This is a genomic window from Streptosporangium sp. OZ121 (genome assembly GCF_051918885.1).
Taxonomy (GTDB): Bacteria; Actinomycetota; Actinomycetes; order Streptosporangiales; family Streptosporangiaceae; genus Streptosporangium.
Genome location: NZ_JBPXMC010000020.1, coordinates 74,873 through 93,778 on the forward strand (window position 1 = coordinate 74,873; position 18,906 = coordinate 93,778).

Annotated in this window: 16 protein-coding genes; 5 read left to right on the forward strand and 11 right to left on the reverse strand. The window is 69.8% G+C overall.

Annotated elements, in window-relative coordinates; all coding sequences use genetic code 11:
- Positions 1-11 precede the first annotated feature (11 nt).
- From ACTOQ1_RS29335 to ACTOQ1_RS29345, 3 genes are all read right to left on the reverse strand, one after another.
- Complete coding sequence (locus tag ACTOQ1_RS29335) at positions 12-410, reverse strand: DUF742 domain-containing protein (RefSeq protein WP_362680633.1); 399 nt, start codon at positions 408-410, stop codon at positions 12-14.
- Positions 411-494: 84 nt separating this feature from the next.
- Positions 495-908, reverse strand: a complete 414-nt coding sequence (locus ACTOQ1_RS29340) for a roadblock/LC7 domain-containing protein (RefSeq protein WP_326646986.1) — start codon at positions 906-908, stop codon at positions 495-497.
- A 43-nt stretch (positions 909-951) separates the two neighbouring features.
- Complete coding sequence (locus tag ACTOQ1_RS29345) at positions 952-4,125, reverse strand: nitrate- and nitrite sensing domain-containing protein (RefSeq protein ID WP_440071203.1); 3,174 nt, start codon at positions 4,123-4,125, stop codon at positions 952-954.
- Between the two features lie 488 nt (positions 4,126-4,613).
- Here ACTOQ1_RS29345 and ACTOQ1_RS29350 point away from each other — a divergent pair, with 488 nt between their 5' ends.
- The 5 genes from ACTOQ1_RS29350 (at position 4,614) to ACTOQ1_RS29370 (ending at position 9,217) form a co-directional block, all read left to right on the forward strand.
- Positions 4,614-5,600 carry an ABC transporter substrate-binding protein gene (locus ACTOQ1_RS29350; RefSeq protein WP_440071204.1) on the forward strand — a complete coding sequence of 329 codons (987 nt, stop codon included), beginning with the start codon at positions 4,614-4,616 and terminating at the stop codon, positions 5,598-5,600.
- Positions 5,597-6,385 carry an ABC transporter permease gene (locus tag ACTOQ1_RS29355; RefSeq protein WP_440071205.1) on the forward strand — a complete coding sequence of 263 codons (789 nt, stop codon included), beginning with the start codon at positions 5,597-5,599 and terminating at the stop codon, positions 6,383-6,385. The genes ACTOQ1_RS29350 and ACTOQ1_RS29355 overlap by 4 nt, the downstream gene beginning before the upstream one ends.
- Positions 6,385-7,176: an ABC transporter permease gene (locus ACTOQ1_RS29360; protein ID WP_440071206.1), complete on the forward strand. Its 792-nt coding sequence runs from the start codon at positions 6,385-6,387 to the stop codon at positions 7,174-7,176. The genes ACTOQ1_RS29355 and ACTOQ1_RS29360 overlap by 1 nt, the downstream gene beginning before the upstream one ends.
- Before the next feature lie 9 nt (positions 7,177-7,185).
- Complete coding sequence (locus ACTOQ1_RS29365; RefSeq protein WP_440071207.1) at positions 7,186-7,968, forward strand: ABC transporter ATP-binding protein; 783 nt, start codon at positions 7,186-7,188, stop codon at positions 7,966-7,968.
- A 244-nt stretch (positions 7,969-8,212) separates the two neighbouring features.
- On the forward strand, positions 8,213-9,217 hold the full coding sequence (locus ACTOQ1_RS29370; protein WP_440071208.1) for a methyltransferase: 1,005 nt from the start codon (positions 8,213-8,215) through the stop codon (positions 9,215-9,217).
- A 225-nt stretch (positions 9,218-9,442) separates the two neighbouring features.
- On the opposite strand, the gene ACTOQ1_RS29375 is transcribed toward ACTOQ1_RS29370, so the two are convergent.
- The 8 genes from ACTOQ1_RS29375 to ACTOQ1_RS29410 all read right to left on the reverse strand — a co-directional run bounded on the left by ACTOQ1_RS29375 (position 9,443) and on the right by ACTOQ1_RS29410 (position 18,809).
- Positions 9,443-10,747 carry a flavin-dependent oxidoreductase gene (locus ACTOQ1_RS29375; RefSeq protein WP_440071209.1) on the reverse strand — a complete coding sequence of 435 codons (1,305 nt, stop codon included), beginning with the start codon at positions 10,745-10,747 and terminating at the stop codon, positions 9,443-9,445.
- Positions 10,748-10,772: 25 nt separating this feature from the next.
- Positions 10,773-11,588, reverse strand: coding sequence for an ABC transporter permease (locus ACTOQ1_RS29380; protein WP_440071210.1), 816 nt, complete (start codon positions 11,586-11,588; stop codon positions 10,773-10,775).
- Positions 11,585-12,364 (reverse strand): ABC transporter permease, encoded by a 780-nt coding sequence (locus ACTOQ1_RS29385; protein WP_440071211.1) that lies wholly within the window; start codon positions 12,362-12,364, stop codon positions 11,585-11,587. The genes ACTOQ1_RS29380 and ACTOQ1_RS29385 overlap by 4 nt, the downstream gene beginning before the upstream one ends.
- Positions 12,361-13,335: an ABC transporter substrate-binding protein gene (locus ACTOQ1_RS29390; protein ID WP_440071212.1), complete on the reverse strand. Its 975-nt coding sequence runs from the start codon at positions 13,333-13,335 to the stop codon at positions 12,361-12,363. Before ACTOQ1_RS29390 ends, ACTOQ1_RS29385 begins: the two co-directional genes overlap by 4 nt.
- 1,133 nt (positions 13,336-14,468) lie before the next feature.
- The gene (locus ACTOQ1_RS29395; RefSeq protein ID WP_362840741.1) at positions 14,469-15,008 is read right to left on the reverse strand and encodes a GTP-binding protein; all 540 of its coding nucleotides are present in this window, start codon (positions 15,006-15,008) and stop codon (positions 14,469-14,471) included.
- A gap of 7 nt (positions 15,009-15,015) precedes the next feature.
- Positions 15,016-15,414: a DUF742 domain-containing protein gene (locus tag ACTOQ1_RS29400; protein WP_362680287.1), complete on the reverse strand. Its 399-nt coding sequence runs from the start codon at positions 15,412-15,414 to the stop codon at positions 15,016-15,018.
- 9 nt (positions 15,415-15,423) lie between these two features.
- Positions 15,424-15,846 (reverse strand): roadblock/LC7 domain-containing protein, encoded by a 423-nt coding sequence (locus ACTOQ1_RS29405; RefSeq protein ID WP_030906232.1) that lies wholly within the window; start codon positions 15,844-15,846, stop codon positions 15,424-15,426.
- The gene (locus tag ACTOQ1_RS29410) at positions 15,843-18,809 is read right to left on the reverse strand and encodes a sensor histidine kinase (RefSeq protein WP_440071213.1); all 2,967 of its coding nucleotides are present in this window, start codon (positions 18,807-18,809) and stop codon (positions 15,843-15,845) included. The genes ACTOQ1_RS29405 and ACTOQ1_RS29410 overlap by 4 nt, the downstream gene beginning before the upstream one ends.
- Positions 18,810-18,906: the final 97 nt, after the last annotated feature.

Genomic DNA, 18,906 nt, shown 5'->3' on the forward strand with positions numbered 1-18,906 from the left:
CGCCGCCGCGGCTAGAGCCTGCGAAGTCCACTGAGCACCCTTTCCAGCAGGTTGAGATCCGGCTTGCCCGCGTCCAGCTGCGGCTGGTGGATCTGCACCAGGGCCTCGGCGGCCATGTCGGCCACCAGGATCCTGGTCACGCCGAGCGGGATGCGGAGCATCGCGGAGATCTCAGCGACCGAACGCACTTGCCGGCACAGGGCGCTGATCGCCTGATACTCCGGGGTGCGGGTGGATAAATCATGATGTATGGAGGTCGCCGAGGAGACCAGGGCCTCCAGGGCTAGTTGGGTCCGGGGGGCGGTGCGCCCCCCGGTCACGGCATACGGACGGACGAGGGAGCTCTGCTCCGACGGCGCCGGGTGCATGAGATGGGAAGGACCGCCCTGATGCCGGTGCGGGTCGTCCATTGATTGATAGGGATACCCGCCGTGCGGGTCGCCCTCACCGGTCCAGCCGCGGCCTGCCACGACAGCCTCCTAGCGTCATCGCCGTCACCGTGAATGGGAAGACTGCAGTTCGGCGCGGACTGCCGGGGTCAGCACCTGACCTGCCCGCTCGACGAGCATCGTCATCTGGTAGGCCACCAGTCCCATGTCACAGTCGGCGGCGGCCAGCACCGCCAGACAGGAACCGTCACTGATGGACATGATGAGGAGCAGCCCTCGCTGCATCTCCACCACGGTCTGGGTGACCGCACCGCCCTCGAAAACCCGCGAGGCACCCTGGGTCAGGCTGATCAGGCCGGCCGCGACCGCGGCCAGCTGGTCCGCCCTGTCCCTGGGAAATCCGTCCGAGTACGCCAACGGCAGACCGTCGGCTGACACGACGACCGTGTGCGCCACACCTGGGACGTTGTTCACAAAGTCGGTGATCAGCCAATTGACCCCCCGGGCGGCCTGGCTCATTTCGCGCACGTGTCATCCTCCTTGGCGACCATGATGAGCTCGCTCACCGGTCCTCCTTGTTTCCTTCAACATCCCGGCCGAAGTCGGGATACGGCCGCCCGTCTCCGGCGCCGCCCCTGGCGGCCGCGCGCCCCTGCCGTACTCCCTGCTGGAAGCTCGCCAGCCTGCTGCGCACCGCCTCGGGGGAGACCGTCGGCCGGTGCACGGGAGTTTGGGGGGCCGCGCTCAGGTCGGGCGCGGCCGTACCGGGTACCAGGTTCGCCTTGGGCACCCGCTTGGGCAGCCCCGAACCGGTGACCCCGCCGAGCGAGGGCTCGCTGGCGGCCTTGGCGGCCTGCCAGCCCGCGTCGGCGGGCGACGACCAGCCGCCCCCCGGTGCGGGGGTGGCCGGTTGCGAGAGCTGGACGGTCTCCTGAACGGCCTGGGCCTGAACCTGGGGGGCCTCTTCGGCCCGCTCCTGGACGGCCGGGGCCGGCTCGACCTTCTTGAACCAGTCGGACTCGACGGCCGCGAAGATCGGCAGGAACTCCTCCTTCGCCTCTTCCATGGGCGAGGCGTCGGGGATCACCGGCAGCGGGCCGGTGTTGTCCGCCGGGTCGAAGACGCGCCGCCCGAACGGCCCGGAGTTGCCGGTGGACGGCCAGCCTCCGGAGTCGCCGCGCGAGGAGGTGGACCAGACGTCGGAGCCGGTGTCCCTGCTCTGCTGACCGCCGGGCCAGACGGGGGCGTCGCCGCGCGGGCCCGTGTTCGGGCCCGTGGACCACGGCCCCGCGTCACCGCGGGGCCCGCCCTGTCCCTGCCGCCACCCCGAGGGGTCGGGCTGGGAGGCGTTCGGCCAGCCGTGGCCGGGGTCGGTGCCGGGCGCCGGCGTCTGTCCCGGCCAGGGGGTGTCGACGGGTGCCTGCCCGAACTGGCCGCCTCCAAAGGGAGGCTGCGAGGCCTCGAAGGAGTTGAACTGCTGCCCCATGTCGAAGGAGGCGAACGAGTTCTGGTGGGCGGCCTCGAACGAGGCGAAGGACGGCATCGGGGGGGCGGTGGGGCTGGCCAGCACGGGCGGGCGGTCCATGGAGGCCATGGACCCGGCCCAGTCGCCGCTCTGCATGCTGGGGGAGGTCCCGCCCGGGCGGTTGGTGACGGCGAGCAGGTTCTCCGGGAGCAGGACCATCGCGGTCAGGCCGCCGTTGTCCTGCTGCCTGAGCTGGACGCGGATGCCGTGCCGCAGGGCGAGGCGGCCGACCACGAACAGGCCCATCCGGCGGGAGACGGAGACGTCCACCACCGGCGGGTTGGCCAGCCGCCAGTTGGCCTGGGAGAGCTCCTCGGCGGTCATGCCGATGCCGATGTCGGTCACCGAGACCATCACCCCGCCGCCGTCGATGCGGTTGCTGGAGACGATGACCTTGGTCTCGCGGGGGGAGAAGGAGATCGCGTTCTCCACGAGCTCCGCGACCAGGTGGACGACGTCGTTGACGGAGGTTCCCACCACGGACACGCCGGCGGACAGCTGCAGGTCGACCCGCTCGTAGTTCTCGACCTCCGACAGCGAGGCGCGGACCACGTCGATGAGCGGGACCGGCTGGCTCCACCGGCGGGCGGGCTCCTGGCCCGCGAGGACCAGGAGGTTCTCGGAGTTGCGGCGCATGCGGGTGGCGAGGTGGTCGAGCCGGAAGAGGCTGCCCAGCCTGCCCTCGTCCTGCTCGCCCTGCTCCAGGCTCTCGATGAGGGAGAGCTGGCGTTCGACCAGGGTCTGGCTGCGCCGGGAGAGGTTGACGAACATCGAGTTGACGTTGCTCCGCAGCGTGGCCTCCTGGCCCGCCAGCCGCACGGCCTCGCGGTGGACCTCGTCGAAGGCCCGGGCCACCTCACCGATCTCGTCGTCGGAGGCGACACCGATCGGGGCGATGTCGGCGGCCGAGACCTCCCCGCTCTCGCGCATCGTCTGGACGGTCTCGGGGAGGCGCTGGCCGGCGATGGACAGCGCCTCGGTACGGAGCCTGCGCAGCGGCCTGACCAGCGACCTGGCCATGACGGCGGTGACGATCAGGACGAGGAGCAGCAGCAGTCCGCTCAGCCCGGCGGCGATCAGCGCGCCGCGCTGCTCGGACGCCTGCAGGTCCGCGCTCTGCATGATGAGGGTCTTGGCGACCTGTTCCTCCACCGCGCGCATGCGCTCGATGACGTCGGTGGAGGAGTCGAACCAGGAGGGCAGGTCGTTGAGCTCGCTCTTGGAGACGTCGACGTTCACCAGCAACTGGCCGTTGAGGGCCAGGAAGATGGCGCGGGCGCGCGTCGCCGCCGCGCGGTCCTTCTTCTGGCTGCTGACCGTGTCGTCGTAGAGCTGGCGCTGCTGGATCGACGCCTCGGAGCGGAAGGTCGCGAGCTCGCTGTCGAACTGCGCCCGGGCGGCCAGCATGGCGTCGAGGCCCTCGGCGCTGAATTCCCTGACGACGAGGGCGGCGGCGAGGTTCGCCCGTTCCCTGGACGCCTGCTCCTTGGCCCTGGCCAGCGCGGCGAACGCGGCCGCGCCGCTGGTGAGGTCCTGGTCGGAGACGCCCTGGATGATCTCGTCGTGCAGGGCCAGCAGGTCCGCGATGGTACGGGAGTACATGGCGATCGTGGGCTGGGCCGGCACCTGGGTGGCCGCGCCCGCGGCCAGTTCGCGCACGCTCTTGAGCTCGTCGATGCGGCGGCGGATCTGGGTGAGCTCGGTCTCGCCCCGGGCGCCGAGGGCCTCCAGGAGACCGCTGTCGTCCATGGCCCTGTTGACGGTGGGGCTCACCTGCCCGACGACCTGGTCGACGGACTCGTACTGCTTGCGCAGGCTCGCCCTGCTGCTGGCCTGCCGGCCTCCCGCCACGTGCCGGGCCGACAGGTCCCGCTCGAGCTGCAGCTCGTCGACCAGGTCGCTGAGGCCGGCGGTGAGTTCCGCGGTGGCGCGCACGCGTTCGTACTGGGCGGCGCTGCTGATGGAGGTGGTGACCCTCAGGCCGCCCAGCACGATCGCGGCGGCGGTGGGAATGACGATGAGCGCGATCAGCCGCGATCTCACTCGCCAGTTCTTGAGCGCGAGCCTGCTGCCGTTCCTCTCGGCCTTCTCGGAGTCGCGACCGTCGAGGTCCTGACCCGGGCCGCTCCGCGGCTGCCCCCCCTGGTTGTCGAATCCCAGGGCAGGTGCCAGCCCGGATTCGCGTTCGCTGGGGATTGACGCTGTCCTCACTGGCCTCCGCTGCCTCTCCTCGGATCGTCTGCTTGGAGGGGATCGCGTCACGCAATGATGTGCGAGTGACGCCGACGCATCCATGGGGTAGGGGTTATTGGAGCACAGCCGGATGAGTTCGGCCAACAGCACATAACTCGCATTCTTCACTTAACAGGCACACAGCATCCGCAACCGGGCGATGACTCTCCGTCCTGTAACCGCAAACTTCCACAAAGTTGCGAAACAGATTTATTGACTTCTTTCACGGCGCCCGCTAGCTCCACCCGTCGGCGATTGATACGCGTGTGGCAGCCGGGAGTCCTGTGACCGTTTTGTGGCTTAGGGACGAAAGGGGCAATATTTGTAATTTGACTGATCTACTCCGCTACTCTGATCGGCGGTCGGCATACCCCCCTTGACCAACATGCCTCCCGGGACCCCCTCCATGTCGCCCGATGAGTTACGCGAGTTCCGGCAGGGGCGGTCAAACGCAGCTAAGGAGACCCATGAGGTTCAAACTTGCGAGCCGGGCCGTCATCGCAGGAGTGGCCGCCGCCCTCGCGCTGAGCGCCTGCGGAAGCTCTGACACCCCCACTGACACCACCGCCGCGAACGCGGGAGGCCTGGAGAAGAACAGCATCAAGATGGGGGCACTGCCGATCCCCGACTCGGCCGCGCTCTACATCGCCGACAAGAGGGGCTTCTTCAAGGAGGAAGGGCTCACCGTCACGATCGAGCCGGTGCCCGGAGGCGCCCAGGCCCAGCAGGGTCTCCTCGGCGGCACCCTGGACGCCACGCAGACGAACTACGTCTCGACCTTCCTCGCGGTCTCCAAGGGCAACAAGATGAAGATCATCTCCGACCTCTACCAGGCGGCCCCGAACTCGTTCAACCTCATGGTGCCGAAGGACTCCGGGATCAAGACGCCCGCGGACCTCAAGGGCAAGAAGATCGCGGTCAACAGCTTGGGGAACATCGGCACCCTGGCGGTGACCACGGTGCTCAAGACGCACGGCCTCACCGAGAAGGACGTGGAGTTCGTGGAGTTCGGCTTCCCCGACATGGGGGCCCAGCTGAAGAACAAGGTCGTCGACGCCGCCTGGATGACCGAGCCGGCCCTGACCGCGGCGCAGAAGCTCCTCGGCGCCCAGAAGCTCGCCGACACGATGGTCGACTCCACCGCCGACTTCCCCATCGCGGGAGTCGTCGTCACCGAGAAGTTCGCCAACGAGAACCCCAAGACGGTCGCCGCCTTCCAGCGCGCGGTCGCCAGGGCCCAGCAGATCGCCGCCACCGACCGCAAGGCCGTCGAGGAGATCCTGCCGACCTACACCAAGATCGACGCGGCGACCGCGGCCGTCATCACGCTCGGGTCCTTCCCCACCAGCCTCGACGAGACCCGCCTGCAGCGGGTCGCCGACCTCATGCTCGAGCAGGGTTACCTCACGAGCCCCATCCAGGCCAAGACCATCCTCCCCGGAAACCTCGGGTGACAAGGCGCAACCCGCTCGACAGCAGACTGCTCTGCGGCGCCCTCGGCGTCGCGGGGCTGTTCTGCGTCATGGAGGTCGCGGGCCGGACCGGGCTGATCGACCCGATCGCGTTCCCGCTGGCCTCCACGGTGCTCGGCCGGGCGGCCGTTCTCTTGACGGACGGGGAGTTCCTCTCCGATGTCGCCTCGACCCTCGGCGCGTGGGCGACCGGGCTGCTGTTCACGGTCGCGATCGCGGTGCCCGCCGGCTTCCTGCTCGGCACCCTGCCCCGCGTGGAGAGCGCGCTGCGGCCGATCGTGGAGTTCCTGCGCCCGATCCCGTCGATCGCGCTGATCCCGCTGGCCCTCGCCGTGTTCTCCGACAGGTTCGACATGAAGGTCACCCTGGTCGTCTACGCGGCGACCTGGCCTGTCCTGATCAACACGATGTACGGCCTCAAGGACGTCGACCCGCTCGCCAAGGAGACGCTCCGCAGCTTCGGGTTCGGGAAACCGGCCGTGCTGTGGCGGGTCTCCCTGCCGAGCACCGCGCCCTTCATCGCCACCGGCGTCCGGCTGGCGTCGGCGATCGCGCTCATCGTGGCGATCAGCACGGAGCTGATCGGCGGCGGCGCCGACGGCATCGGCAGCTATGTCCTGGAGAGCGCGGGCGGCGTGGACGCGACGGAGTACGTCATCGCCGCCGCCATCTGGGCCGGCGTCATCGGCGTGGTCACCAACGGCCTGTTCGTGCTCGCGGAGCGGCGGCTCTTCCGCTGGCACACCGCCCGTACGGAGGTGGTGTGATGAGCGGCCTGACGCGTGTCATCGGCCGGCTGTGGCCGGTCGTGGTCGTCGTGGCGCTGTGGGAGCTGCTCACCCGCTACCTGGAGATGCTGAGCTTCCCGCCGCCGTCGCAGATCGCGGCCAGCGCGCACACGTTGTGGCTGACCGGCCCCGCGGAGCGGCTCTGGCTCACCGACGCGGCGCTGGAGAACATTCCCGCGAGCGTCGGCCGGCTGCTGACCGGGTGGGTACTGGCCGGGATCGTCGGGATCGCCCTCGGGGTCGCCCTGGGCCGCTCCCCTCTGCTCTTCCGCCTCGTCGACCCGCTGGTGCAGTTCGCTCGCGCCATTCCCCCGCCCATGCTGCTGGCGTTGTTCCTGGCGCTGTTCGCCATCGGTCCCCGGATGCAGATCAACTTCATCGCGTTCGGCATCGTCTGGCCGGTCCTGATCAACGCCTGCGAGGGGGCCAGGCACGTCGACCGCCAGCACCTGGACACCGCGAGCGTCTTCGGGCTGACGGGCCGCGAGCGACTGTTCCGGATCATCCTGCCCTCGGCCATGCCGAAGATCTTCGCCGGGCTCCGGGTCAGCCTGTCTCTGGCCCTGATCCTCATGGTGCTCTCCGAGCTGATCGGCAGCACCGACGGGATCGGCTTCCAGCTCCTGGACGCCCAGAGGTCCTACGACTTCCCCGGCGTGTGGGCGACCATCGTGGTGCTCGGCGTCCTGGGATACGCGCTCAACTCGGCGTTCCTGGCGGCCGAGCGACGTGTCCTGTCCTGGCACCGATCCGCCAAGCAGACGACCTGAGGACCTGCTGTGCTCGAAATCACGAACCTGTCCCATACCTACGGCAGCGGGCCGACCGCGCACAACGCGCTGGGCGGCATCGACCTGAAGGTCGCCCAGGGCGAGCTGGTGTGCGTCGTCGGCCCCTCCGGGTGCGGCAAGTCCACCCTGCTGCGCTCCATCGCGGGGCTGATCCGGCCCAGCGGCGGCCAGGTCACGCTCAACGGCACCCGCGTCGAGCAGACACCCGACAACCTGGCCGTGGTGTTCCAGGACTACAGCCGCTCCCTGTTCCCCTGGATGTCGGTGGCCGACAACGTCTCGCTCCCGCTGCGCCGCAGGGGTCTGGACAAGCAGCGGCGCAGGGAGTCGGCGCTGGAGGCGCTGGAGGAGGTCGGGCTGCGGGGCGCCGAGTCCAAATACCCGTGGCAGCTGTCCGGCGGCATGCAGCAGCGGGTGTCCATCGCCCGCGCGCTGGCCTACCGTCCGGCGCTGTTGCTGATGGACGAGCCGTTCGGCTCCGTCGACGCCCAGACCCGCGAGGACCTGGAGGACCTGACCCTGCGGGTCCGCGGCCTGCACAACATGACCATCGTGCTGATCACCCACGACATCGACGAGAGCGTCTACGTCGGTGACCGTGTCGTGGTCCTGTCCAAGGCCCCCGCCGGGATCGTGGGCGACCTGCGCGTGGACCTGCCGGGGCCGCGCGACCAGATCACCACCCGCGAGCACCCCGACTTCGTGCACCTGCGCGCCGAGGTCGGCCGCCTGGTGCGCGGCATCCCCAGCCCGTCCACCCCGGCTCACTGAGCCCGGCCCTCCCCGCCCCCCCCCGCCGCCGGCCCCCGCCCCGGGCTCACGGCCCCGGCTCGCGGTCCCGGACCGCGAAGGGAACGCCGGCGGACCCTCGGCGGGCCCGGCTCCCGGTGCCGTGAAGAACACCCGCCGGAGCCGGCGCGCCCCCCGCCCGGGCGCGCCGGCACTCCGGCGTGGACGCCCGACCCGGGCGTGCCGGTCCCCTCACGGATCCGCACGCCGCACAGAGAGGATCTCCATGAGCAACCCACAGGCACCGGTCTGGGACGCGATCGGCGGCGTCTCCCGCTTCGCCGCCCTCGCGACGATGGCCGAGCTCGGCTGCGCCGACCACCTGCGCGACGGGCCCCTGGACGTCGACGAGCTCGCGCGGCGCTGCGGCGCCGACGCGCCCGCGCTCGGCAGGGTGCTTCGCGAACTCGCCTCCATGGGCATCGTCGCGACGGTACGGCCCGGCGTGTACGAGCTGACCGAGGCCGGAGCCACCCTCCGCGACGACGTGCCGGGCTCGCTGCGCCCGGCGGTACGGATGATCGCCGAGGAGGGCTTCTGGTACGGCATGGGCAAGGTCCCGCAGACCGCCCGCACCGGCAGGTCGGGGTTCGCCGAGCGGCACGGCCCGCTGTACGGCTACCTCAAGGCCAACCCCCGGGCCGGGGCCCTGTTCAACGACTACATGGTGGTCCGGGCCAAGCCCTTCGCGGACGCGGTGGCCGAGCGCTACGACTTCTCCGGCGTGCGCACGCTGGTGGACGTGGCCGGCGGCAAGGGCCACATCCTGACCTCCGTTTTGAACAGGTATTCAAATGTCGCGGGCATTCTTTTCGACCAGGAACAGGTGGTCGAAGACGCCAAGCGATTCTTCACCGAGGCCGCTCTTGAAGACCGGTGCAAATTCGTCTCCGGCGATTTCTTCGCCTCGGTACCCGAGGGCGGCGACACCTATCTGTTGAGCAGCGTCATCCACAACTGGTCCGACGAGGACTCGGTGCAGATTCTGCGCAATGTCCGTAAGGCCATTTCCGACGACGGCCGGGTGCTGCTGGTGGAGGCCGTGGTGCCCGACGACGACCGGCCGCACATCAGCAAGGACATCGACATGCGCATGCTCGCCCTGTTCGGGGACGGCATGGAGCGCAGCACCTCCGAGTACGCCGCACTGCTGGAGGCCTCCGACTTCCGGCTCAGCCGGCAGGTGGAGCTGCCCCAGGGAGCCTCCATCGTGGAGGCCCTGCCTGTGTGACGGTCCTGCGTGGTGACGGACCTGCGTGACGGGGCTGTGTGGTGACGGACCTGCGTGACGGGCCTGCGTGGTGACGGGGCTGTGGAGTGACGGCCGACGGCCGGTGACGTGAACCTCGCGTCACCGGCCGTCGCCGTTTCGCCCGCCTCGCGAACCGCCCGCGCTTCCGGGCCGGGAGCGCGACCCGTCCTCCGGGAACGGTCTCGCTCCCGGCCGGTTCGGCGGTCACCGGCCCGGGCCACCCGTCAGACGAACATTCCATGAGGAACGGGCGTTGAGGGCGCTCACGTCCACGTCGGTGATCCTCTGCTGGGCGGCGGCCATCTCCGCCAGTTCCTTCGGCGTGAGCACGTCCGCGATGTCGTCGAACCCGCCGGGCGCCCGCTCGGTGACCAGGGCGATGGTCTTCTCCATGGGCAGCTCACGATGGGCGAGCACGAGCCCCGTGGTGGCGGTCCTGCGCTCCTTCTCGTACGCGGCCAGTCCCGCGGCCGGATCGGTCGCGCCGGCCAGCTCCCTGGCCAGGACCCGGGCGTCCAGCACGGCCTGCGAGCCGCCGTTGGCGCCCACCGGGTACATCGGATGCGCGGCGTCTCCCAGCAGGGTGACCCGGCCCGCTCCCCACCAGGGGAGCGGATCCTTGTCCACCATGGGGTACTCCAGGATCCGTTCCGAACCGGAGATGAGCGCGGGCACGTCCAGGTAGGGCAGTCTCCAGCCGTCGAAATGCGGGAGCACGTCCTCCAGACGGCCGGGTCTGGACCAGTCGGCGGCCGGGACGGTGCCGGGTTCGGCGGTCATCACCTCGGCCACCCAGTTGATCAGCACTCGTCCCCGGGCCCGAGCCCGCGAGATGGGGTAGACCACGAACTTCGCCGACAGGTTGGAACCCGCGACGATCATCGTGGTGCCGTCGAGAAAAGGGTCTCCCTCGGCCGTTCCCCGCCACATCCGGATCCCGTTCCACATCAGCGGCCCGTCGCCGGGATGCAGCCGGGCACGCACGGCCGAGTGGATACCGTCCGCGCCCACGAGGACGTCGGCCGTCTCCTTCAGGTGCTCACCGGTCCGCACGTCGCGCAGCGACACCGTGACGCCGGTGACGCCGGCGGGTCCGGCGGACCCGGTCTCGTACTGCTCGAAGTCCTCCAGTCGCAGCCCGGTCCTGACGGCACCGGCGCCGAGCCGTTCACGCACCGCGGACAGAAGCAGCATCTGCAGCTCACCGCGGTGAACGGAGTACTGGGGCCAGTTGTATCCCGCGAACCTTCCGCGCGGCAGCGACAGGATCGTTCCGCCGAACCTGTCCGTGAAGTTCATGGAACCCGTCGGGACGCCGATCTCCGCGAGCTCGTCCCCCACGCCGAGCTCGGTCAGCTCCCGGACGGCGTGGGGTTGCAGGTTGATGCCCACCCCCAGCGGGCGCAACTCCACGGCCGACTCGGCGATCACGCAGTCGATACCCGCGGCGTGAAGGCTCAGCGCGGTGGTGAGCCCTCCGATGCCACCTCCGATGATCAGTACTCGCATGGCGTCCTCGATGTCCGTCCGGGGTTCATGTCGCACTCCGCTCGTTCAGATGCCACCTGAGCGCCCGCTTCTCCACCGCCACGAAGACGGCGTTGAGCAGGTATCCCAGTACGCCCAGGATCACGATTCCCGCCCACATCTGGGGCAGTTCGAAGCTGCGCTGTGCGCCTATGAGAAGCGAGCCGATGCCCACGGTGCTCCCGATGAGCTCGGACAGGACCATCAGGATCAGGGCGAGGCCCAGGCTGATCCGGAGCCCGGCCACGATCTTGGGAGCCGCGCCGGGGATGATGATCCACAGCAGCCTCCGGATCCCCCGCACCCCGAAGACCTCGGCACTGTCCAGATGGAGCTGCTCCACCGTACGGACGCCGTCGGTGGTGTTGAGCAACACCGGCCAGATGACTCCGGAGACGATGGTCGCCACCTGCATGGGCGTCCCGAGCTGGAACGCCACGATGTAAAAGGAGATCAGGGTGGGCGGCGGAACCGCCCGTCCGAAGTGGACCATGGGCTCCACGTAGTCGGCCAGCGTGCGGGACAGGCCCAGCGCGATGCCGACGGCGACCCCCGCGAGACAGGCGAGCGCCCACCCTCCGAAGAGGTTGTACAGGCTGTGCCCGAAGTCGTCCAGCGCGTCCTGGGTGAGGAACAGCCGGCTCGCCGGACCGGAGAACCACAGCTCGTACATCGTCGCGACGATCTGCGACGGCGGCGGGAAGTAGCTCTCCTGGATGATCCGGGTGGCCACCTCCCAGACCGCGACCAACGCGGCCGCGAGCCAGAACCGGGACACCGCCCCGGTGATGACACCGCGCGCCGCCGTACCGGCCCGGCTCATCGTGTCGTCTCCTCGGCGCGCGCGAAGTGCCAGCCGAAGAGGGCGCGCTCCGCCCGGAGGAGCAGCGCGTTGACGACGAGGCCGAGCGCTCCCGCCCAGACCGCACCGGCCAGTATCACGTCGGTGTTGCCTCCGGAGCTGCCCGCGGTGATGAGGAAGACGCCGAGGCCGCGCGTGCCGCCGCTCAGCAGTTCGGCGCTCACGACCACGACCAGCGCGATGCCCGCGGAGACACGCACCCCGGTCGCCACGAACGGCGCCGCGCTGGGGAGCGAGACCCGCCAGAGCACGGCCAGGGGACCGAAGCCGAAACTACGCAGCGCGTCCTTCGCCACGGGATCCACGTCCCGAAGCGCGTAGAGCGTGTTGAGCAGGATGGGCCAGGAGGCCGCGTAGAGGATCAGGGACACCTTCATCTCGGTCTCCGCCCCGAACAGCAGAATCGCCAGCGGGATCAACGCCACCGAGGGGATCGGGCGGAGAAACTCCACCACGACCCGGCTCGGCGTGCTGAGCCACGGAACCGATCCGAGCACCACGCCGGCGGTGACCGCCACGACGACGGCCAGGGCCAGGCCGACCAGCCAGGCCAGGACCGTGTCCGCCACACCGGCGAGGAAGAGGGGGTCTCCCGCCAGCGTGACGGACCGGAGCAGCACGACCGAGACCGGTGGGACGACCTCCGAGCCGGCGATCCCCAGCCGGACGACCGTCTCGGCGAGGACCATCGCCGCGCAGGCCCCGATCGCCCCCCGGATGACACGGTTTCTGTTCACGTGCCGGCGACGATGAGGTCCTGCACGTTGAGCGTCTCGTCGAGGAGGCCGGACTCGCGCATGGTGTCGGTGACCCGCTGGAGACTCGTGGCGTTCAGCGTGGTGGGGAAGCTTCCGAAGGCGAGGTCGGCCGCCGTGTCCTCGGTGATCTTGGTGTATTTCGGGATGGCCGCGATCACGTTCGCCCGGTCGGCCGCGAGCGCCTTGGCCTCCGACATCGCCCGCTGGAACGCCGCCACGGTGTTGGGGTTCGCCAAGGCGAACTCCGAGGTCACCGCGTAGCCGGCGATCGGGAAGTCCGCGGTCGGGCCCTGGGAGAGGTCCCAGAGGACCCGGGCGCCGATGGACCGGCCGATCAAGGTGCCGAACGGCTCCACGACCACGACGGCGTCGGCCGTGCCCGCCTTCAGCACGCTCTCCATCTCCGGGAAGGGGAACTCCACGAAGCTCTTGTCCTCGTCGAGCTCGATGTTGTGCGCCTTGGCGGCCACCCGGGTCAGCATCGTCGCGATGTTGCGCTTGGTGTTGACCGCGATGGTCCTGCCCTTGAGGTCGGCCACGGTCTGGATCGGGCTGTCCTTGGCGACCATGATCGTATGCGTCCCGGGAGCGCTCTGGAAGCCGTCGGAAACGATCTTGAGGTCGATGACACCCTTGGCGTGGGCACTGAAGAAGGAGACGTAGTTGCCGAAGCTGACGTCCAGGCTGCCGCCCTTGAGCTTGGGAACGGCCTCCGCGCCACCCGCGAGCATGCTCAGCTTGACCTCGAGACCCTGCTTCCCGAACAGCCCCTTCTCCAGCGCGATCTGCAGCGGGGCCGTGTCGAGGACCGGGATCGTGCCGACGTTGATCCTGACCTTCTCCGGGCCGGAGCCGCCGGCGTCCCCGGTGGACTCCTCGGCGCCGCCGCATCCGGTGACCGCGACAAGTGCCAGCGTCAGGATTCCGACAACGGACGAGCGTAATCTCATGGATCCCCCAAGGCCGCGCGACATGAAGAAACGATCTTCCGGACGAAGAACGGCAGGATTCTAGCGTCTACACATATCTACAATACGAATTCCGCTATTCTCTCATCAAATTGTCGATTTAGAACATATTTCACAATAAACAGCAGGGTGGCATGAATCAGACATAACACCACCGGGCGCCATGAGCTCCGCCGGAGTCCCCGCACCCGTTCCGGCGAATCGCGCCCCGGGAATCACCTTGCTCGAAATCGTCGGCCTCACCCACGCCCACGGCGGCGGTGGGAAAGCACACCGTGCCGTCGACGGATCCGGACCGAGCGTCGGAGCCTCCGCGCCGCCGGCCCTTCGGACCGCGTGAAGCCCACCCCGCCGCGCCCCGTCACCGGCCCCGTTACCGCCCTCTCCACCGGCCCCTTCACCGACCTCGCCACCGGTCTCGCCACCGGCCTCGTCAGGCCGACCGGCGGAACCGTCGAAGTGTGCGGAGTCCCGGTCCGGCAGACGCCCGGCAACCTGACGGTGGTCTTTCCGACCACCAGCCACGAACCAGATGCGGTCACAAATAATATATTCACGCCCTATATTTCGATATAAGTGACGTGTAAATGTTCGCGGTCATCCGCCCGCCAGGCCGACGCGCCGCCATACCGCGCCATCCTCACGTTTGAGGTCCTACCGGCGGGCAGGAGAGGATCCTAACTAAGGAAGCCCTATAAGGATCGGATTTTCTATCCGTAATTCCCTGATCGGCCTTGTCGCCGCTCCGGCGCCCGCCTCGTGCGGCGATTCCGGCACCGGCATGGGAAGGCCGGCCAACAGCGCGGGCCCGGAGAAGGCCGAGCTCGCCACCGGCGTCGAGGTCGTCACGGACTCGCCCACCGGGGAACCCGGGGACCTCGGGGGCGGGAAGATCGCGGTGAACGCGCTCGGGGCCCTCGGCGAGGTCGCCGTCGGCGCGTGGCCGAAGGCCCACGGCCCGGCGCCGGCCGGCGCCGGTTTTCTTCGCGGTGCCCACCGCGGGCCGGCCGGACCGGACGGCCTCCGCCTTCCGCGAGAGCGAGGGTCTTCGCGAAAGCGGGTCTCCCCGAAGGCGCGGGCCCCGTCCCGATGAGGACGAGGCCCGCGCCGGGACGTCAGACCCGGAGGGTGAGAACGTGCTCGACCAAGGTGATCAAGGTCGACTTCACGGCGTCGCGGGACCGGGCGTCGGTCCGGACGATGGGGATGTGCGGGGCGATCGTCAGAGCCTCCCGCACCTCCTCCTCACCGTGGACGTGCGATCCGCCGAACCCGTTGAGGGCCACGACGAACGGCAGGCCGGCCTCTTCGAAGTAGTCGATCGCCGGGAAGCTGTCGGCCAGCCGCCGGGTGTCGACGAGCACGATCGCGCCGATCGCGCCCTTCACGAGGTCGTCCCACATGAACCAGAACCGGTGCTGACCCGGCGTACCGAACAGGTACAGGATCAGATCACGGTCCAGCGAGACCCGGCCGAAGTCCATGGCGACCGTGGTGGTCCGCTTTGTCGGAATGTGCGAGAGGTCGTCGACGTCCGCACTCGCCTCCGTCATCACCGCTTCCGTGGTCAGCGGCATGATCTCGGAGACCGCACCGACGAAGGTCGTCTTGCCGACACCGAACCCGCCGGCAACGACGATCTTCGTCGACGTCATTCCGGCGTCAGAGCCTGCGAAGCCCACTGAGCACCCTTTCAAGCAAATTGAGATCCGGCTTACCCGCATCCAGCGACGGCTGGTGGATCTGCACCAAGCCCTCGGCCGCCATGTCCGCGATCAGCACCCGGGTCACGCCGAGAGGCATGCGCAACAGGGCGGAAAGCTCGGCAACCGAGCGCACCTGCCGGGACAGCGAGATGATCGCCTGATATTCCGTGGAGAGCGTGGTGGGATCCACGCCCGCGAACGTCGCCGAGGAGACCAGCGCCTCGAGAGCGAGCTGCATCCGAGGAGCGGTCCTGCCCCCGGTCACAGCATACGGACGGATCAAACGATCTCGCCCGCTCTTGGCCTGGGACGTGCCCAGAGATTCCTCCGGGCCACGCCAACCTGGTGCGTCCATATCACCCCCCTATCGCTGAACCGACTGCAGCTCGGCCCGGAGCGCAGGCGTAAGCGCCTGGCCGGCACGCTCTGCGAGCAGTGTCATCTGGTAGGCCACGAGGCCCATGTCGCAGTCCGGCGAGGCCAGCACGGCCAGCGCGGAGCCGTCGCTGATCGACATGGTCAGCAGGAGACCCCGCTGCATCTCGATCACCGTCTGTGCCACGGGACCGCCCTCGAAGACCCGCGAGGCCCCCTGGGTGAGACTGATCAGACCGGCCGTGATCGCGGCGAGCTGGTCCGCCCTGTCCTTGGGGAAACCCTGGGAGTAGGCCAGCGGGAGCCCGTCCGCGGAGACGATCACCGCGTGCGCCACTCCGGGCATCTCCTTGACGAACTCGGTGATCAGCCAGTTGAAGCCGCGAGCGGCCTGGCTGAGTTGGTTGTTCACTGCTGGTTCTCTCCCTCGACGGCGTTGGCGCGCTCGCTCATCTCAGCACGTCCCTGCCGTACGCCTTGCTGGAAACTGGATAGACGGCTGCGCACCCGTTCCGCCGATATCGGCGGCATCGGGGGGGCCGGAGCCGCCGGAGCCGCGGAGGCGGCCCCGGGAACGAGGTTCGCCTTGGGCACCCGCTTGGGCAGGCCCGCTCCGGTCACGCCGCCCTCCACGGGCTTCTTGGCGACCTCGGCGGCCGCCCAGCCCTGGTCGGAGGGAGTGCTCCACGGCTGCCTCTCGGCCGCCGGCTCGGCCGGCCTGGGCTGCTGCGCCGGCTGGGGTGTCCGCTGCGGCAACGGCTGGGACTGCTGCTGCGGCGTCCGCTGCGGCAGCGGCTGGGACTGCTGCTGCGGCGGTGGCGAGGAATGCGTGATCTGCGGGATGTTCTGGGTCTCCAGTCCCTGCGGACCCCGCCTGACCCGCTGCTCCAGCGGCCGTGGCCTGACCTCGGCCACGGGCTCGGGAGCGGCCTCCGGCTCCGGCTCGGGGGCGACGGACGCGCTGCTGCGGAACCAGTCGGAGCCCACCGCCGCGAAGATCGGCAGGAACTCCTCGGGCTCCGGTTCCGTCGGCGGCACCTCGACCACGGGAAGGGCCTGGGTGTTCTCCATCGGTTCCAGCCGCTGCGGCGTCCAGGGGTCGATCGCGGGCGGGTCGGGCCAGGCCGAGGGGAGCGACGGCGGCGCGGTCGACGCCATGGGGGACGACCACAGGTCCTCCACCGCGGAGGCGGGCACCACCGGCCCGGACCACAGGTCCGCGGACGTCGGCGCCGGCACCTGGGGAGGCGCCTGGGCGGGCGGCGCCCCGGGACCGGCCTGCGGACGGGTGCCGCGCCCGGCCCCGGTCCCGAACGGGTCCGGGTTCGGGACGGAGCCGAACGGGTCGGGGTTCACCGCGCCGAACGAGTCCTGGTTGGACATGCTGGACATGCTGGACATGGAGCCGAACGAGTTCGCCGGGCTCCCGAAGGAGCCGGACGGCATGCCCTGTGCCGACATCGCCATCTCGGGCATCATCGTGGACTGGGCCACCACCTGCACCGGCAGGAGCACGACGGCGCTGAGGCCGCCGGCGTCCGGGCGCCTGAGCTGGACCCTGATGCCGTGGCGCATGGCCAGGCGGCCGACCACGAACAGGCCCATCCGGCGGGAGACCGACAGGTCCACCGCGGGGGGCTCGGCCAGGCGTCGGTTGGCCTCGGCCAGTTCCTCGTCGCTCATCCCGATGCCGGAGTCGGTGACCGCCAGGATGACGGCGCCCATCTCGTTGCCGTTGCTGGTCACCGTGATCTTGGTGTCCTGCGGCGAGAAGAAGATCGCGTTCTCGACGAGCTCCGCGACCAGGTGGACGATGTCGTTGACCGCCTGGCCGATGATCGAGATACCCGACTCGACCCGGAGGTTGACCCGCTCGTAGTTCTCGACCTCCGACAGCGAGGCGCGGACGACGTCGCTGAGCGGGACCGGCTCGCTCCACCGGCGGCTCTGCTCCTGGCCGGCGAGGACCAGGAGGTTCTCGGAGTTGCGGCGCATGCGGGTGGCCAGGTGGTCCAGCTTGAAGAGGCTGCCCAGCCGGCCCTCGTCCTGCTCACCCTGCTCCAGGTCGTCGATGAGGTCGATCTGCCGTTCCACCAGCGACTGGGTGCGGCGGGAGAGGTTGACGAACATCGCGTTGATGTTGCTGCGCAGGCGGGCCTCGTCACCGGCGAGCCGGATGGCCTCGCGGTGGACCTCGTCGAAGGCCCGGGCCACTTCCCCGATCTCGTCGCGGGAGGCCACTCCGATGGAGGGCACCTCGACGTTCGGGGCGTGGTCGCCGGACTCCCGCAGCACCCGGACGGTCTCGGGCAGCCGGGTGTCGGCCACCTCGAGCGCCTCGCTGCGCAGCCTGCGCAGCGGCCGGACGAGCGTGCCGGCCACCCAGGCGGTGATGAGCAGGATCAGTACCAGCAGGACCAGGATCGAGGCGCCGGAGATCACGGCGCTGCGCTGCTCGGCGCTCTCCATCTCCTGGCTGCGGGCGACGACCGCGGACGCCAGGCGGCGCTCGAGGGTCCGCATGCCCTCCACGATCGAGGTGGAGGCGCCGTACCAGGTGTTGGCGCTCGCGGGCCAGGTGCGGCCGGCCATCCTCTCCAGCGGCTTGTTCTCGCGCATGAGGGACATGACGAGGGCGCGCACGGAGTCGGCCTGGTCGACCTTGGGGCCGGTGACCGCGTCACGGAAACCCTTGGTGTCGGAGGCGGAGGCGGTGGCCCGGAAGGCGTTCTCCTCGCTCTGCTGGCTCCGGTACGCGCCGAGGAGGTCGGCGGGGTCGTCGAAGTCGAACTTGCGGTCCAGGAAGCTGACCAGGAGGGTGCCGCGCTGCCTGGCGACCTGCTCCTTGGCCCGGGTCAGCGCGCCCAGCGCGAGCGCGTCTCCGATGAGGCGCTCGTCGCCGCCGCTGCGGCCCAGGTCGTCGTGGAGGGTGATGAAGTCGGTGATCATCCGCGTGTACATGCCGAGGGCCGCCCGGGGGAGCACGCTTCCCTCGGTCATCAGCCTGCGCAGGCCGGGGAGCCCGTTGAGCCAGCGGCGGATCTGGGCGACCTCGGTACGGACGCGGGCGGCCTGCGACGCGTCGAGGGCGTCCATGGCGGCCAGCGCCTGGTCCCTGCTCCGGTCGACCACCGCGCGCTGTTCCTTGACCCTGCCCAGGTTGGTGCGGGTCTTGGCGGCGATGGACCAGGCGGTGAGGTCGCGCTCCTCGGCCATCTCGTGGGAGAGGGTGCCGAGCGAATCGACCAGCGCGGCGACCTCGCTCATCCGGCGGTACTCGCCGGCCGTGGACAGGGCCGTGGTGAGCTGGAGGCCGGTGAGGAGCACGGCCGCGGCGGTCGGGAGCAGGATCAGCGCGACCAGACGGGGACGCACGCGCCAGTTCGCCGGCAGGAGTCGACTGCCCACCCCTGACGCGCGGTGGCTCCGGCGGTCTTGTGTCATCACTGGCCTACGTAACCCCTCGCCGGAT